This window comes from Pseudomonas sp. TWR1-1-3 (assembly GCF_049896805.1).
GTDB lineage: Bacteria > Pseudomonadota > Gammaproteobacteria > Pseudomonadales > Pseudomonadaceae > Aquipseudomonas > Aquipseudomonas bubulae.
Window position 1 is genome coordinate 352,196 of record NZ_JAFCUZ010000003.1, and the last position, 14,849, is coordinate 367,044.

The following is a 14,849-nucleotide window of genomic DNA, read 5'->3' on the forward strand; positions in this document are numbered from 1 at the left end:
ACGCCCCATGGCAACTCACGATCAGTACTACGTCCCGGCGCAAAGCAAGTGGCCGATCATTGCCACCATTGGCTTGCTGGTCACGGTGTATGGACTGGGGACATGGTTCAACGATCTGAAGGCTGCGCGGCCTGAATCCCACGGGCCGCTGATCTTTTTCGTCGGCGGTCTGATCGTTGCCTACATGATGTTCGGCTGGTTTGGCGCGGTGATCAAAGAGAGTCGCGCCGGGCTCTACAGCTCGCAGCTCGACCGCTCCTTTCGCTGGGGCATGACCTGGTTTATTTTTTCCGAGGTGATGTTCTTTCTCGCCTTTTTTGGTGCGCTGTTTTATGTACGCCACTTTGCCGGCCCGTGGCTGGGGGGCGAAGGCAGCAAGGCGGTGGCACATATGCTGTGGCCCGACTTTCAGTTCACCTGGCCACTGCTGCACACCCCCGACCCTGCCCTGTACCCGCCGCCCAAAGGGACCATCAGCCCGTGGGGCTTGCCGCTGCTCAACACCGTATTGCTGGTCAGTTCCAGCGTTACCCTGACCATTGCCCACCATGCACTGAACAAGGGCCATCGCGGCGCGCTGAAGTTCTGGCTGGGGCTGACGGTGTTGCTGGGTGCAGGCTTCCTGGGGTTCCAGGCCGAGGAATATGTCCACGCCTACAAAGAGCTGGGGTTGACTCTGGGCTCAGGCATCTACGGTGCGACCTTCTTTATGCTCACCGGTTTTCACGGTGCCCACGTGACCATCGGCGCGCTGATTTTGCTGATCATGCTGATCCGTATTGTGCGCGGTCACTTCAATGCCGAGCACCAGTTCGGATTCCAGGCCGCAACCTGGTACTGGCATTTTGTTGATGTTGTGTGGCTCGGCCTGTTCTTGTTTGTTTACGTGCTATGACGCGCTTTCGCCCTGGTTTTGCCCCCACGCTGGTGGTGTTGGCGGTGCTGCCGCTGCTGGTGTTTCTGGGCTTCTGGCAGCTTGACCGGGGCGAGCAAAAGCGTGAGTTGCTCAACCACTACGCCGAGCGTCAGGTGGCTGCACCGGTGACCGTCGGGCAATTGCTCACCTTCGATGATCCGGCCTTTCGCCGCGTGCAGTTGCGCGGCCATTTCGACGGTCAACACAGCCTGCTCCTGGACAACCGTATGCGCGATGGCAAGGTCGGTGTGGAGTTGCTGCAGCCCTTTCAGGATCAGGCCAGCGGCCAGTGGCTGTGGCTTAATCGCGGCTGGTTGCCATGGCCGAGCCGCCTTAAGCCACCCGAGTTCAGCACCCCGGAGCAGATACTGGATATTCAGGCCTGGGTCTACGAATCACCGGGAGCGCCCTTCCAGCTGCACCCCGACCCGCTGGGCGCGCCCTGGCCACGGCTGGTGACGGCTGTGATGCCAGCCAAACTGTGGGCCGAACTGGGCCGTGAAGGCTTTGCCGACGAGGTGCGTATCGCCCCCGGGCCCGCAGCGTATCTGGCCGACTGGCCACTGATCTCCACGGGCATGGGCCCGGAAAAACACACCGCCTATGCCGTGCAATGGTTCGCTATGGCACTGGTGTTACTCGGTCTTTATCTGTATCTCGGTTGGCACACTGCTCAGGAGAAACGCCATGGGAACGGCCATCAATCCGCCTGAAAGCACACGCACCCTGCCCCCGACCACACGACGGCGCGGGCGCTTGCAACTGATCCTTATCCTGCTGCTCACTATCGGCCCCATGGTGCTGGCCACGTGCATGTACCAACTCAAATTCTGGCTGCCCGAAAGCCGCAGCTACCACGGCGAGCTAATCGGCAACGGGCAAAGCCGCGCTGCCCTTGGGGTGACGGCCGATGAACAACGCTGGCAGCTGCTGGTGACCGCGCCTCAGGGTTGCGCTACGGATTGCCAGCAACTGGTGTACCTGGCCCGCCAGCTGCAGATCGGCCTGGGTCGCGATGCCTCCCGCGCAACCCACGCACTGGCAGCGGCACACCCCGTAGATGCGGCCTACGCGGCCAAGCTGCAACTCGAATACCCGCAACTGCAGCGCTACGCCCTGGACCTGCCAACTTATACGCAGGGTGCCGAGGGCAACGGTGCAGCGCAACTGTGGATCATCGACCCCCACGGCAATCTGGTGCTGCGCTACGCCTACGGGGTGATCGGCAAGGACGTGCTCAACGACCTGCGCCTGCTGCTGAAGCTGTCCAATATCGGATAGAGGGCTACGCCATGGCCAAAGCCGGATTTCGTCTCGCCTTGCTTGCCACCTTGCTGGCGCTGGTGGTGGTGCTGCTCGGCGCCTACACCCGCCTGACCCATGCAGGGCTGGGCTGCCCTGACTGGCCGGGCTGCTACGGTTTTATCAGCGTGCCCAAGACCGAGGCGCAACTGGCCCATGCCGAGCTGCATTTTCCCGATGCCCCGGTGGAGGCCGATAAAGGGTGGAGCGAGATGACCCATCGTTACTTCGCGGGCACCCTGGGCCTGTTGATCGCACTCCTGGCGGCCCGGGCCTGGCGGCAGCGACACTTGCCCGATCAGCCGCTCAAGCTGCCGCTGTTTATTCTGCTAGTGGTGATCGCCCAGGCGGCCTTTGGCATGTGGACGGTGACGCTCAAACTATGGCCGCAGGTTGTCACCGGGCATCTGCTCGGCGGCTTTGCCACCTTGAGTTTGCTGTTTTTGCTGACGTTGCGCCTCTCTGGCGTATTGCCCGCGCTGGCGGTACCGCGGCGTTTGCAACGTTGGGCCAGCGCCGGGCTGATGCTGGCAATCCTGCAGATCGCATTGGGGGGATGGGTCAGCTCCAACTATGCCGCCGTGGCGTGTGTTGATGTGCCGACCTGCCATGGCCAATGGTGGCCTGAAGCCGATTTCGCCAATGGTTTTCATCTGACTCAGCACATTGGCCCCAACTATCTGGGTGGGCAACTGGACAGCGAAGCCCGTACAGCGATTCACCTCACCCATCGTTTGGGCGCCATGCTGCTGACCGGCGTGCTGCTGGGTCTGGCCTGGCAATTGCGCAAGGTCGGCATGAGCCGTCTTGCGGGGTTACTGCTGGTGGCGCTGGCGGCACAGATCGGCCTGGGCCTGAGCAATGTGCTGTTTGGCTTGCCGCTGGCAGTGGCGGTGGCCCACAACGCCGGGGGTGCGGCTTTGCTGCTGACCCTGGTGCTGGTCAATTACCACGCACGCGCAGTGCTGGTACGGGCCCGGGCGCCACGATTTTCCCGCTGGACCTACAGCCTCAAAGGAGAACAACCGTGGCGACCTTGATGGGCGAGCAGGCACAGCGGGCGTTGTGGCGCGATTATCTGGAGCTGACCAAGCCCAAGGTGCTGGTCTTGATGCTGATTACGTCGCTGGTGGGCATGTTCCTGGCGACCCGCGCCGGCGTGCCCTGGCCGGTGCTGATCTTCGGCAATCTGGGCATCAGCCTGTGTGCCGGTGCTGCGGCCGCGGTCAATCATGTAGTGGACCGGCGCATTGACGCCGTCATGGCCCGCACCCACAAGCGCCCGTTGGCACAGGGGCGAGTGTCGCCGGTTGCTGCGCTGACCTTCGCTCTGTTGCTGGCGCTGGCGGGCATGGGATTGCTGCTGGTGTTTACCAATCCGCTGACAGCCTGGCTGACGCTGGCGTCGTTGCTCGGCTATGCGGTGATCTACACCGGTTTTTTGAAACGGGCCACACCGCAAAATATCGTTATCGGGGGGCTCGCCGGGGCTGCCCCACCGCTGCTGGGCTGGGTGGCGGTTACCGGGCAGGTCACCGCCGAGCCGTTGCTGCTGGTGTTGATCATCTTCGCCTGGACCCCGCCGCATTTCTGGGCCCTGGCCATTCATCGCAAGGAAGAATACGCCAAGGCCGATATCCCGATGCTGCCGGTCACTCACGGCGAACACTACACCAAGGTGCATATCCTGCTGTACACCTGTGCCCTGCTGGCAGTGAGTCTGCTGCCGTTTGTGATCCATATGAGCGGCTTGCTCTATCTGGGCTGTGCGCTAGGGTTGGGCGCACGCTTTCTGTATTGGGCGTGGGTGCTGTACCGTGGCACCCAGCCGCACGCGGCGATCAACACGTTCAAGTACTCTATCTACTACCTGTTCCTGCTGTTTATCGCGCTGCTTGTCGACCACTATCTGATGTTGAACCTATGACTAAAATTCAAAAGACCGTCTTTATTCTCGTTGCGCTGGTGGCCTTGGTCATGGGCCTGACGTTTAACAAAATGATGTCGGGTAAAAACCAGGGCGATAACACGTCGCTGATCGATGCCGGGATCATTTTGCTGCCGCAAAGCCGCCAACTGCCGGACGTGACGATGACCAACCAGGATGGTCAGCCGGTGGTGATGAACGCGCTGAAAGACAAATGGAGCATGCTGTTTTTTGGCTACACCTTCTGCCCGGACATCTGCCCGACAACCCTCGCCCAGCTGCGCCAGATCAAAAGTGAACTGCCTGAAGAAGTGCAGGACAAGCTGCAGATCGTGCTGGTCAGCGTTGACCCCCATCGCGACACGCCGCAGCAGCTCAAGCAATACCTGGGCTACTTTGACCCGCAGTTTGTGGGGCTGACGCCGGGCTCCATTGAAGAGCTGCAGACACTCGCCAACGCGGTGAGTATCCCGTTTATTCCCGCCGATACCAGCAAGGCGAACTACACGGTGGATCACAGTGGCAATCTTGCGCTGATCGGGCCGGACGGCACTCAGCGAGGGTTTATCCGCGCACCGTTCAACAACCAGAAGATGATTGCCCAGTTGCCGGGATTGGTTGAACGCAAGTAAGGAGGGGGGCTGCAGGTTACTGGGTGGGCGCTGGCTTGCCTGCGATGCAGGCGACACGGTCTTTCAGACAAACCGCAATGATGCCATCGCGAGCAAGCCCGCTCCCACAGAGGGGCGGGATTGCTCCGACAGTGGGTGTCAGAACGCCGGAACGATGGCGCCTTTGTACTTCTCAAGAATGAACGCTTTCACTTCCGGGCTGTGCAGGGCTGCAACCAGCTTTTGCATGTCAGCCGAGTCCTTGTCATCCGGGCGAGCTACCAGAATATTCACGTAAGGCGAGTCGCTGCCTTCGATGACCAGTGCGTCTGTTTCCGGGTTCAGCTTGGCTTCCAGCGCGTAGTTGGTGTTGATCAGCGCCAGATCAACCTGGGTCAGCACCCGTGGAATGGTGGCTGCTTCCAACTCGCGGAACTTCAGCTTCTTGGGGTTGGCGGTAATGTCTTTGGGGGTCGACAGGATGTTGGTCTTGTCCTTGAGCGTAATCAGCCCGGCCTTATCCAGCAACAACAGCGCACGGCCGCCGTTGGTGGCGTCATTCGGGATCACCACGGTAGAACCGTCTTTGATTTCATCCAGCTTTTTGTACTTGCTCGAGTAAGCGCCCAGCGGCTCCAGGTGAACGGCTGCAACGTTGATCAGGTGGGTGCCCTTGGCCTTGTTGAACTCATCCAGGTACGGTTGGTGCTGGAAGAAGTTGGCGTCCAGGCGCTTTTCGGCCACCTGCACGTTTGGCTGGATGTAGTCGGTGAACACCTTGACCTTGAGGTTTACACCCTCTTTGGCCAGTGCAGGCTTCACGAACTCCAGGATTTCGGCGTGAGGCACTGGGGTGGCCGCAACCGACAGATCGCCCGCGTGGGCCGAGAACGCCGCAACAGCGGCCACAGCAGCAAATAACTTCTTCATGCAGCAACTCCTTGGGAATACCTGAAATCAGGTATCTGCCAGCCACAGGCTGGCGGTTACGTTTATTAATCCGGGGCGTACTTACTTGCGCGAAAAATGCACCACCAGCCTGTCGCCAACGGTTTGCAGAATCTGCACCAGAATCAGCAGCAGCACCACCGTGACGATCATCACGTCGGTCTGGAAGCGCTGATAACCGAAGCGGATCGCCAGATCGCCCAGACCACCTGCGCCCACCACACCGGCCATCGCGGTGTAGCTCACCAGGGTAATGGCGGTCACGGTGATCGCCGCAAAGATACCAGGGCGCGCCTCAGGCAACAGGGCGCTGGTGATGATCTGCCGCGTGCTGGCGCCCATGGCCTGGGTCGCCTCGATGATGCCGCGGTCCACTTCACGCAAGGCAGTCTCCACCAGACGGGCGAAGAACGGCGTGGCGCCGACCACCAGTGGTGGGATGGCGCCGGCAACGCCCAGCGAGGTGCCGGTAATCAGTACCGTGAAGGGGATCATCACAATCAGCAGGATGATGAACGGCAGCGACCGCAAAATGTTCACCGCCAGCGAAAGAAAGGCGTACACGGCCTTTTGCTCAAACAGTTGGCGCGGGCTGCACAAAAACAGCAGCACGCCCAGCGGCAGGCCCAACACGATGGTAAACAGCAGCGAACCGCCGAGCATCATCAGGGTGTCGCCGGTAGCCAGCCAGATTTCCAGCCAGTCGATATTGGAGAAAAAACTCAAGAAAGCGTCCATTAGCGCAGCACCTCCATATGAACGTCAGCGGCAACGAAGCGGGCGAACGCCGCTTTCATATCGCCACCGGTGATGGCGAGGGTCAATTGCCCATAAGGGGTGTCTTTGATGCGGTCAATACGACCGGCCAGGATGCTGTAGTCCACACCTGTTTCGCGGGCGATGGTGCCCAGCAGCGGTGCGTAGGTAGCTTCGCCCTGGAAGGTCAGGCGTACGATGCGACCAGGTACATGAGCGAAATCGTCGCGCTGCTCACTCTCGTCGATCTGCTCGTCTTCCTGCACAAAACGCTTGGTGGTCGGGTGCTTGGGGTGCAGGAATACATCGGCCACCGGGCCTTGCTCAACGATCACCCCCGCGTCCATCACTGCCACTTCGTCACACACGCGACGGATAACATCCATCTCGTGGGTGATCAGCACGATGGTCAACTTCAGCTCACGGTTGATCTCGGCCAGCAATTGCAGCACCGAGGCGGTGGTTTGCGGGTCGAGGGCGCTGGTGGCTTCGTCGCACAGCAACACTTTTGGCTTGGTGGCCAGCGCACGGGCAATGCCCACACGCTGTTTTTGGCCGCCTGAAAGTTGGGCCGGGTATTTTTTGGCGTGATCAGACAGGCCCACGCGCTCGAGCAACTCTGCAACGCGCTTATCAATGGCACTGCGGGACAATTCACCGGCCAGTGTCAGAGGCATCGCGACGTTATCGGCCACGGTCTTGGAAGCCAGCAGGTTGAAGTGCTGGAAAATCATGCCGACCTGCTGACGGAAACGGCGCAGGCCGTTGGCGTCCATCGCGGTTACGTCTTCGTTATCGACGATGATTTTGCCGCCGCTCGGCGTTTCGAGGCGGTTGATCAGGCGCAGCAATGTACTTTTACCCGCACCGGAGTGGCCTATCAGGCCGAACACCTGGCCGCTCTCAACACGCAAAGTGGTGGAGTGCAGCGCGGGGATGTCCTTACCGGCAACCCGGTAAGTTTTATGAACGTTATGAAACTCAATCACGTAGCGAACCTTGTGGGCGCGTAAATAGAAGTTCAGCGGTAAGCCGGGCGCGCATTTTAGCCTGTCCGTATAGATGCACTTAGCATTTATTTGCGCACAAACCTTTGATTTGGCAATAAGACGACTAAAGGTCAGAAAAAAGGAACGACGGTAACGGCCAGACGTCAGTACTTAGGCAACTCGCATCCGCTTGGGCGGTATTTGTCTACAAAGCCCTTATCACAGGGCTTTCGCATACAAGGAGTTTAGTCTGATGAGCAGCAAAAAACCGTCTTCCAACAAGAGCCAGATGGCCGGCACCGACACCCTGGATCGTGGTAACACCAACGTCAAACTGGAAAGCCTTGAAACCTTTCGCGACGACGCCACCGATCAGGCCTTACGAACCAACCAAGGGGTGAAGATTGCTGACAATCAGAACACCCTCAAGGCCGGTTCGCGCGGGCCGTCGCTGCTCGAAGACTTCATCATGCGCGAGAAGATCACGCATTTTGACCATGAACGTATTCCCGAGCGCATCGTGCATGCGCGAGGCACTGGTGCTCATGGCTATTTTCAGGCGTACAAGTCCCACAGCGCACTGACCAAAGCAGGATTCTTGCAGGACCCCGGCAAGCAAACCCCCGTATTCGTGCGTTTCTCCACCGTGCAAGGCCCGCGGGGCTCCGGGGATACGGTGCGTGATGTTCGCGGTTTCGCGGTCAAGTTTTTCACCGACGAAGGTAACTTCGATCTGGTCGGGAACAATATGCCGGTATTTTTCATACAGGATGCGGTGAAGTTTCCAGACTTTGTACATGCTGTAAAACCTGAGCCACACAATGAAATCCCTACTGGCGGCTCGGCCCATGACACCTTCTGGGACTTTGTCTCACTGGTTCCGGAATCCGCTCACATGGTCATTTGGGCCATGTCCGACCGGGCCATTCCGAAAAGCCTGAGAAGCATGCAGGGCTTTGGCGTGCACACCTTTCGTTTCATCAACGCGCAAGGCCAGTCTAACTTCGTCAAATTTCACTGGCGCCCAAGTGTAGGCACTTGCTCGTTGGTGTGGGACGAAGCGCAGAAGCTCGCAGGCAAAGACACGGACTTCCATCGCCGTGACCTGTGGGACGCCATTGAGACGGGCGATTACCCGGAGTGGGAGTTCGGTGTCCAGATCATCCCGGAGGAAGATGAGCATAAGTTTGATTTCGATATCCTTGACCCGACCAAGCTGATCCCGGAAGAACTGATACCGATTACGCCATTGGGAAAAATGGTCCTCAACCGCAACCCGGACAATTTTTTCGCAGAAACCGAACAAGTCGCCTTCTGCCCTGGCCACATTGTTCCAGGGATCGACTTTTCCAATGACCCGTTGCTGCAAGGGCGCCTGTTTTCCTATACGGATACGCAGATCAGTCGCCTTGGCGGGCCGAATTTTCATGAGATCCCGATCAACCGTCCGGTGGCGCCATTCCACAACAACCAGCGTGATGCCCAACACCGCAGCACCCTCCACAAGGGGCGTGCAGCCTACGAACCCAACTCGATCGATGGCGGCTGGCCAAAAGAAACCCCACCGGCGGCCAGTGACGGCGGTTTTGAGAGTTACCCGGAACGCATCGACGCCAACAAAATCCGTCAGCGCAGCGAATCATTCGGTGACCATTTCTCCCAGGCGCGGCTGTTCTTCAACAGCATGAGCAACCATGAGCAAGAGCACATCATTGCTGCCTACAGCTTTGAGCTGGGTAAAGTTGAGCGCGAGTCTATCCGTGCGCGGCAGGTGAATGAGATTCTGGCCAATATTGATTTGGGCCTGGCCAGGCGCGTCGCCGAAAATCTGGGCTTGCCCGCACCCAAGGCCGGTACGGTAGCTGAGCGCAAGACTCGCTTTACCCAGTCGCCGGCCCTGAGCCAGGCCAATCTGCTGGCGGGGAATATCAAAACCCGAAAAGTGGCGATCCTGGCGGCCAACGGGGTGGATGGCAAAGCGATCGATGCGCTGAAACAGGCGCTTGCAGCAGAGGGTGCCCACGCCAAATTGCTGGGGCCGACGTCAGCCCCGGTGAAAACCGCTGACGGCACATTGCTGGCTGTGGATGCGTCGATGGAAGGCTTGCCTTCGGTGGCGTTCGACGCGGTGTACGTACCGGGTGGCGCGGCGTCGATCAAGGCACTGAGCGGCGACGGAGTGGCCTTGCACTACCTGCTGGAAGCGTACAAGCACCTCAAGGCCATCGCCTTGCAGGGTGATGCCAGACAACTGCTGGACGTGCTGCACCTACAGGCAGATGAAGGGTTGCTGGCGATCAAGGATGCCCAGGATCTAAAAGCCTTTTTTGCAGCCATCGGGCAACACCGCGTGTGGTCACGGGAGGCCAGGGCCAAGGCAATACCGGCCTAGCCGAAAACAAAAAACCCGTAGCAGCCTTTGGCTGCTACGGGTTTTTCATGCCCGGATGTTTTATTCCGGTTTGCTGGGGATCAGCACCATTTGTGCGGGTACGTGGCGAATGACTTGACGGTTCAGCTTGAGGTCAAACCCGGGGTCGATCTTTTTAACCCGCTTGCTGATCAGTGTGGCCAGCCATGGATAATCCGCCGTACGCGGAACCTGCAGGCTGACGGCGCACTGGTAATTGACGATATCTTGCGCGATCAAATCCAGTTGATGGCGAAGTTTGGCAATATCGTTGATGTTCAGTGCAACGGTGGTGCTTTCGGCCGCCGGGTCGATCACCTTGGCCGGTGGTCGGGCCTCGGCAGCCTTGAGGGCGGCTTCAGCCTTGTCCAGCTCGGCCTTGCGGGCCTGGGCAATGGCGCTATTGACCCCACCGGTCAGTGCAGGGGCCTTGGGCATCAGGGCGCGGGCACGGCTCAGGGCGGTAGCTGCCGCGTTGACATCACCCTTTTGCAGGACGATCTGGCTGCGTTGCAGGTAGGCCTCGGCCAGTTGGCGCTGGTACTGCACCAACTGCGGATCATCCGGGGTTTGCGTCTGCAAGGCGCTCAATTGGTCTTCAGCGGTCGCGAGTTCACTGCTGGCCAGGTTTTGCTCCAGCTGTGCGATGGCCGTAGCGCGTGCGGCGGCGGCAGTAGTGTCGGCCGACGGCGTGCTTTGGCAGGCGCCCAGCAGCAGAGAAAATGCGGCCAGGAGCAAGTAACGGGAGTTGAACAGCTTCATTCCTGCGGCTCTCTAAGTGCGCAAAAAACAAGCAAGTCTACACCCCTCGACGGGGTAGAACAAAACTCAACAAAAACAGTGCTGCGGCACACACCACAATCGACGGGCCTGCTGGCGTGTCCTTAAACCATGACAGCGCAAGGCCACCCACTACGGCCAATATGCCCAGTGCGCTGGCGCCCAGTGCCATTTGCTCCGGCGAGCGAGCATGACGCTGGGCCGCGGCCGCCGGAATAATCAGCAAGGAGGTAATCAGCAACACGCCGACGATTTTCATCGCCACGGCAATCACCACCGCAATCAACAGCATCAGGGCCAATCGTAACGCCGCCACGGGCAGGCCTTCAACCATGGCCAGCTCTTCATGCACGGTGATCGCCAGCAATGGTCGCCACAGTGCAACCAGCAAGGCCAGAACCGTCGCGCTGCCACCCAGGATCCACATCAGGTCGGTTGGGCTGATGGCCAGCAGGTCACCAAACAAATACGCCATCAGGTCGATCCGCACTTCATGCATGAAGCTTAGTACGACCAGCCCGAGGGACAAGGTGCTGGGGGCGAGAATTCCGAGCAGTGTGTCGGATGCCAGCGACTGTCGCTGCTGCAGCGTGACCAACAGCACCGCCAGCAACAGGCAGCCCACGGTCACGGCAATGGTCGGGCTGATATCCAGCAGGAACCCCAGGGCTACGCCCAACAGGGCTGCGTGCGATAACGTGTCGCCGAAGTAGGCCATGCGCCGCCACACCACGAATGACCCCAAAGGGCCTGCAACTATTGCCAAAGCCAGACCTGCCAGCAGGGCGTAAAGCAGAAAATCAGCCATGCTTGCAGCCTTCTCCATGAACGTGGGCGGATGCCGCCGGGTTATTTTCGCTAACCACTGAGCCATGCAAGTCATGAGCATGGTCGTGATGGTGGTGATAAATCGCCAGGCTTTGTGCGTTTTTGCCAAATAGCTCAACGAAAGCCGGGTCACCACTCACCTGCTCGGGATGGCCCGAACAACAGACGTGGCGGTTGAGGCATACCACCTGATCGGTGGTGCTCATCACCAGATGCAAATCGTGGGAGACCATCAGCACGCCGCAGCCGTGGCGGTCGCGCAGGCGGGTGATGAGGGCATACAGCTCCGATTGACCGGCCACGTCCACGCCTTGCACCGGCTCGTCGAGCACCAGCAATTCGGGCTTGCGCAGCAGGGCGCGGGCCAGCAGCACGCGCTGCATTTCACCACCGGACACGCTTTGCACCGGGCTATCGATGACCTTTTCAGCACCGACTTCCTTTAGCGCCTCAAGGGCCTGGGCACGGTCTACACCGGGCACCAGGCGCAAAAAGCGCAACACGGACAATGGCAGTGTCGGGTCAACGTGAAGCTTTTGCGGCATATAGCCCACGCGCAGCTTGGGCTTGCGCCATACGCTGCCGCTGGTGGGCTTGAGCAGGCCGAGCACGGCTTTGACCAGCGTGGTCTTGCCGGCGCCGTTGGGGCCGATCAGGGTCACGATCTGGCCCGGTTCAACGCTCAGCTCGATATTGTCGAGTACGTTTTGCCCGGCATAGGTCACGGTGACCTGTTGCAGGCGAATCAGTGCAGCGCTCATCAGGCCTCCCGGCAACCCGAACACAAACCGACCACTTCGACAGTCTGGCCTTCGACAGTAAAGCCGACATCCCGGGCGCTGTTGATAATGGCGTCGCTGATGGACTTTTGCTCAAGCTCGATGGCGGCGTGGCAGTTGCGGCAAATCAGGAACTGGCCCTGGTGCGGGTGCTCGGGGTGGCTGCAGCCAACAAAAGCGTTGAGTGAGGAAATGCGGTGCACCAGGCCATTGTCGAGCAGGAAGTCCAAAGCCCGATAAACGGTAGGCGGCGCAGCGCGACGGCCATCCTGCTCGCTCAGTACTGCAAGAATGTCGTAGGCACCCAGCGGCTTGTGGCTTTGCCACACCAGCTCAAGCACCCGTCGACGCAAGGCGGTCAGGCGCAGGCCCTTTTGCGCACACAAGGCATCGGCCTCGGTCAGGGCGCTATGGACACAATGAGAATGGTCGTGGGGACGGCTGGCAAGCGGTGTTATAGGCATGGGCGGCGACGATTATTGAGAGAGACGTTATTATGTTACCTGTTTCAGCCATCATGAGTGCTTATCGTGCCCCGTCTTTTTTCCCTTTTTCTTGCTCTAAGCGCCAGTTTGCTTGTGATCAGCCCGGCCCGGGCCGAAGTCAACGTGCTGACCAGCATCAAGCCCCTGCAACTGATTGCCGCTGCCGTGCAGGACGGCGTGGGGCATCCGGAGGTGCTTTTACCGCCCAATGCCTCACCGCATAACTATGCGCTGCGCCCATCCGACGTACGGCGCGTGCAGTCAGCAGACCTTCTCTACTGGATCGGTCCGGACATGGAAGGGTTTCTGCCACGAGTGATCAAGGGCCGCACCCTGCCATCGGTTACGGTACAAAGCCTGCCGGGCTTGAAATTGCGTCATTTCGCCGAAGATAGCCATTCGCACGAAGAAGATGCCGCCGAACATGATCACGATCATCGTCCCGGTACCCTGGATGCACACTTGTGGCTGGCTCCGGACAATGCGCGGGTGATCGCCGCGAAAATGGCGGCGGACCTGAGTGAAAAAGACCCTGCCAATGCCGGTAAATACCAGAGCAACCTCAAGGCTTTCAACGAACGCCTGGACGGGCTGGATGCGCGCCTCAAGCAGCGTATGGCCGGGATTGCCGACAAACCGTTCTTCGTCTTCCACGAAGGCTACGATTATTTTGAAAGCGCTTACGGCATCAAGCACACGGGCACCTTCAGTGTGGCTTCGGAAGTTCAGCCGGGCGCCCAGCACGTAGCCGCCATGCGCAAGCGTTTGCAGGAAGTGGGCAAGACGTGTGTCTTCAGCGATCCGCCGCTGCGTCCGCGCCTGGCGGACACCCTGACAGCCGGGTTGCCGGTCAAGTTGGCGGAGCTGGATGCCCTGGGTGGCTACACCCCGGCGACGGCGCAGGGGTATGAGCAGTTGCTGGAAAAACTCGGCAATGACCTGGCGGGGTGTCTGGAAAGCTTGTAAGCCGACTCCCACAGATTGTGTGACATTCACAAAAGTTGCGGCTTGCCAGAACCTCTGTGGGAGCGGGCTTGCTCGCGATTGGATCGACGCGGTTGTTCAGATACACCGCGTCGCTACAATCGCGAGCAAGCCCGCTCCCACAATTGATTTCAGTGTTTGTTACAACGCGAACGGCAGCTGTACGGTCACCGTCTGACGCAAAGCCAGGCGTTTTTCAAACTCGCCCGGATCATGAATCAGCACGTCCTGACCGGCAAAGGTCTGGGCTGCGATCAGGCGCGACAGCCAGAACCGCACGCAAGCAACGCGCAACAGGGTCGGCCACAACTCGGCCTCGGCGGCAGTGAACGGACGCAGGGCGGCATAGGCACCCAGCAGCGCACGGGCGCGGGGAGCATCGATCTGACCGTCTTCGTCTGCACACCAGTCATTCAGGGCAATGGCCACGTCGTACAGCATCGGGCCCGAGCAGGCGTTGTAAAAATCGATCAGCCCGGTCAGATGAGTGCCTTCAAACATCGCGTTATCACGAAACAGGTCGCCATGCAGGTTCGCCCGGGGCAGTGCCAGAATCTGCGCCTTACGCTCAGTAATTTCCTGCAGCGCCTTTTGCAGCAAATCTGCTGAATCAGGCGACAAACCAGCCATCAAGGCAGGACCTTCAGCCAGCATCCAGTCCAGGCCGCGGTCTGTCTTGCGTTCCAGTACGTTGTTGCGGGTCGCGGTATGCAAGTGGCCGAGCAGTTCCCCAACCTGGGCGCAATGCTGGGCGTTGGCCTCACGAATATGCTTGCCCGCCAGGCGCGGCTGCAGCAGCGCCGGCTTGCCCTTGAGTTCGCGCAGGGCCTGGCCGTCAACGGTGCGCAAGGCGAATGGCACCGGCAGGTCGGCGTCATGCAGCACATCCAGCAGCTCGATAAAGAACGGCATCTCTTTGACCGGCCCACGCTCAACCAGGGTCAGGACAAATTCACCGCGCTCCAGGCTGATGAAGTAGTTGGTATTTTCGCTGCCCGCAGCAATCCCCTGGAAATCGAGCAAACGGCCGAGTTCATAAGGCGCAAGGAAGGTTTCCAACTCGCTGCGAGTCAGTGGGGTGAATACAGACATGATTTAAATTGCCAGTACGGGCGCCGCGCAAGGCGGCGCCAA

Annotated in this window: 16 protein-coding genes; 8 read left to right on the forward strand and 8 right to left on the reverse strand. The window is 59.7% G+C overall.

Going from position 1 to position 14,849, the window contains the following annotated elements:
* Positions 1-7: 7 nt before the first annotated feature.
* From ACP7BE_RS14480 to ACP7BE_RS14505, 6 genes are read left to right on the forward strand one after another with little or no spacing between them, the layout of a single operon-like run.
* The gene (locus ACP7BE_RS14480; protein WP_094999692.1) at positions 8-895 is read left to right on the forward strand and encodes a cytochrome c oxidase subunit 3; all 888 of its coding nucleotides are present in this window, start codon (positions 8-10) and stop codon (positions 893-895) included.
* Positions 892-1,629, forward strand: a complete 738-nt coding sequence (locus ACP7BE_RS14485) for an SURF1 family protein (RefSeq protein WP_150628793.1) — start codon at positions 892-894, stop codon at positions 1,627-1,629. The genes ACP7BE_RS14480 and ACP7BE_RS14485 overlap by 4 nt, the downstream gene beginning before the upstream one ends.
* Positions 1,604-2,197: a hypothetical protein gene (locus ACP7BE_RS14490; protein WP_094999690.1), complete on the forward strand. Its 594-nt coding sequence runs from the start codon at positions 1,604-1,606 to the stop codon at positions 2,195-2,197. Before ACP7BE_RS14485 ends, ACP7BE_RS14490 begins: the two co-directional genes overlap by 26 nt.
* Positions 2,198-2,208: 11 nt before the next feature.
* Positions 2,209-3,258 (forward strand): COX15/CtaA family protein, encoded by a 1,050-nt coding sequence (locus ACP7BE_RS14495; protein ID WP_094999689.1) that lies wholly within the window; start codon positions 2,209-2,211, stop codon positions 3,256-3,258.
* A complete protein-coding gene (gene cyoE, locus ACP7BE_RS14500) occupies positions 3,258-4,145 on the forward strand; it encodes a heme o synthase (protein ID WP_153399017.1) in 888 nt (295 codons plus the stop codon). The genes ACP7BE_RS14495 and cyoE overlap by 1 nt, the downstream gene beginning before the upstream one ends.
* On the forward strand, positions 4,142-4,777 hold the full coding sequence (locus ACP7BE_RS14505; RefSeq protein ID WP_153399008.1) for an SCO family protein: 636 nt from the start codon (positions 4,142-4,144) through the stop codon (positions 4,775-4,777). The genes cyoE and ACP7BE_RS14505 overlap by 4 nt, the downstream gene beginning before the upstream one ends.
* Before the next feature lie 138 nt (positions 4,778-4,915).
* Here ACP7BE_RS14505 and ACP7BE_RS14510 read toward each other — a convergent pair whose 3' ends face one another.
* From ACP7BE_RS14510 to ACP7BE_RS14520, 3 genes are all read right to left on the reverse strand, one after another.
* Positions 4,916-5,686, reverse strand: coding sequence for a MetQ/NlpA family ABC transporter substrate-binding protein (locus ACP7BE_RS14510; protein WP_094999686.1), 771 nt, complete (start codon positions 5,684-5,686; stop codon positions 4,916-4,918).
* Between the two features lie 81 nt (positions 5,687-5,767).
* Complete coding sequence (locus tag ACP7BE_RS14515) at positions 5,768-6,442, reverse strand: methionine ABC transporter permease (RefSeq protein ID WP_094999685.1); 675 nt, start codon at positions 6,440-6,442, stop codon at positions 5,768-5,770.
* The gene (locus tag ACP7BE_RS14520; RefSeq protein ID WP_094999684.1) at positions 6,442-7,449 is read right to left on the reverse strand and encodes a methionine ABC transporter ATP-binding protein; all 1,008 of its coding nucleotides are present in this window, start codon (positions 7,447-7,449) and stop codon (positions 6,442-6,444) included. The genes ACP7BE_RS14515 and ACP7BE_RS14520 overlap by 1 nt, the downstream gene beginning before the upstream one ends.
* 199 nt (positions 7,450-7,648) lie before the next feature.
* On the opposite strand from ACP7BE_RS14520, the gene katE reads away from it, so the two are divergent.
* Positions 7,649-9,841: a catalase HPII gene (gene katE, locus ACP7BE_RS14525; protein ID WP_254925214.1), complete on the forward strand. Its 2,193-nt coding sequence runs from the start codon at positions 7,649-7,651 to the stop codon at positions 9,839-9,841.
* A 60-nt stretch (positions 9,842-9,901) separates the two neighbouring features.
* Here the strand turns inward: katE and ACP7BE_RS14530 are convergent, their stop codons facing one another.
* Genes ACP7BE_RS14530 through ACP7BE_RS14545 form a run of 4 tightly spaced genes read right to left on the reverse strand, consistent with a single transcriptional unit; the run spans position 9,902 to position 12,710 of the window.
* The gene (locus tag ACP7BE_RS14530) at positions 9,902-10,621 is read right to left on the reverse strand and encodes a PA5502 family lipoprotein (RefSeq protein ID WP_095020625.1); all 720 of its coding nucleotides are present in this window, start codon (positions 10,619-10,621) and stop codon (positions 9,902-9,904) included.
* A gap of 37 nt (positions 10,622-10,658) precedes the next feature.
* Positions 10,659-11,447, reverse strand: coding sequence for a zinc ABC transporter permease subunit ZnuB (gene znuB, locus ACP7BE_RS14535; RefSeq protein ID WP_094999681.1), 789 nt, complete (start codon positions 11,445-11,447; stop codon positions 10,659-10,661).
* Entirely contained in the window at positions 11,440-12,228 is a 789-nt protein-coding gene (gene znuC / locus ACP7BE_RS14540; RefSeq protein WP_426106293.1) for a zinc ABC transporter ATP-binding protein ZnuC, read from the reverse strand. The genes znuB and znuC overlap by 8 nt, the downstream gene beginning before the upstream one ends.
* On the reverse strand, positions 12,228-12,710 hold the full coding sequence (locus ACP7BE_RS14545) for a Fur family transcriptional regulator (RefSeq protein WP_094999679.1): 483 nt from the start codon (positions 12,708-12,710) through the stop codon (positions 12,228-12,230). The genes znuC and ACP7BE_RS14545 overlap by 1 nt, the downstream gene beginning before the upstream one ends.
* 66 nt (positions 12,711-12,776) lie before the next feature.
* Here ACP7BE_RS14545 and ACP7BE_RS14550 point away from each other — a divergent pair, with 66 nt between their 5' ends.
* Entirely contained in the window at positions 12,777-13,697 is a 921-nt protein-coding gene (locus tag ACP7BE_RS14550) for a zinc ABC transporter substrate-binding protein (protein WP_413052282.1), read from the forward strand.
* Positions 13,698-13,856: 159 nt separating this feature from the next.
* On the opposite strand, the gene ACP7BE_RS14555 is transcribed toward ACP7BE_RS14550, so the two are convergent.
* On the reverse strand, positions 13,857-14,807 hold the full coding sequence (locus ACP7BE_RS14555; protein WP_095020623.1) for a homoserine kinase: 951 nt from the start codon (positions 14,805-14,807) through the stop codon (positions 13,857-13,859).
* Positions 14,808-14,849: the final 42 nt, after the last annotated feature.

Excerpts from the sequence above, each read along its gene's own strand:
- ACP7BE_RS14480 (WP_094999692.1), top strand. The coding sequence starts at position 8 with ATGGCAACTCACGATCAGTACTACGTCCCGGCGCAAAGCAAGTGGCCG.
- ACP7BE_RS14485 (WP_150628793.1), top strand. The coding sequence starts at position 892 with ATGACGCGCTTTCGCCCTGGTTTTGCCCCCACGCTGGTGGTGTTGGCG.
- ACP7BE_RS14490 (WP_094999690.1), top strand. The coding sequence starts at position 1,604 with ATGGGAACGGCCATCAATCCGCCTGAAAGCACACGCACCCTGCCCCCG.
- ACP7BE_RS14495 (WP_094999689.1), top strand. The coding sequence starts at position 2,209 with ATGGCCAAAGCCGGATTTCGTCTCGCCTTGCTTGCCACCTTGCTGGCG.
- cyoE (WP_153399017.1), top strand. The coding sequence starts at position 3,258 with ATGGGCGAGCAGGCACAGCGGGCGTTGTGGCGCGATTATCTGGAGCTG.
- ACP7BE_RS14505 (WP_153399008.1), top strand. The coding sequence starts at position 4,142 with ATGACTAAAATTCAAAAGACCGTCTTTATTCTCGTTGCGCTGGTGGCC.
- ACP7BE_RS14510 (WP_094999686.1), bottom strand. The coding sequence starts at position 5,686 with ATGAAGAAGTTATTTGCTGCTGTGGCCGCTGTTGCGGCGTTCTCGGCC.
- ACP7BE_RS14515 (WP_094999685.1), bottom strand. The coding sequence starts at position 6,442 with ATGGACGCTTTCTTGAGTTTTTTCTCCAATATCGACTGGCTGGAAATC.
- ACP7BE_RS14530 (WP_095020625.1), bottom strand. The coding sequence starts at position 10,621 with ATGAAGCTGTTCAACTCCCGTTACTTGCTCCTGGCCGCATTTTCTCTG.
- znuB (WP_094999681.1), bottom strand. The coding sequence starts at position 11,447 with ATGGCTGATTTTCTGCTTTACGCCCTGCTGGCAGGTCTGGCTTTGGCA.
- znuC (WP_426106293.1), bottom strand. The coding sequence starts at position 12,228 with ATGAGCGCTGCACTGATTCGCCTGCAACAGGTCACCGTGACCTATGCC.
- ACP7BE_RS14545 (WP_094999679.1), bottom strand. The coding sequence starts at position 12,710 with ATGCCTATAACACCGCTTGCCAGCCGTCCCCACGACCATTCTCATTGT.
- ACP7BE_RS14555 (WP_095020623.1), bottom strand. The coding sequence starts at position 14,807 with ATGTCTGTATTCACCCCACTGACTCGCAGCGAGTTGGAAACCTTCCTT.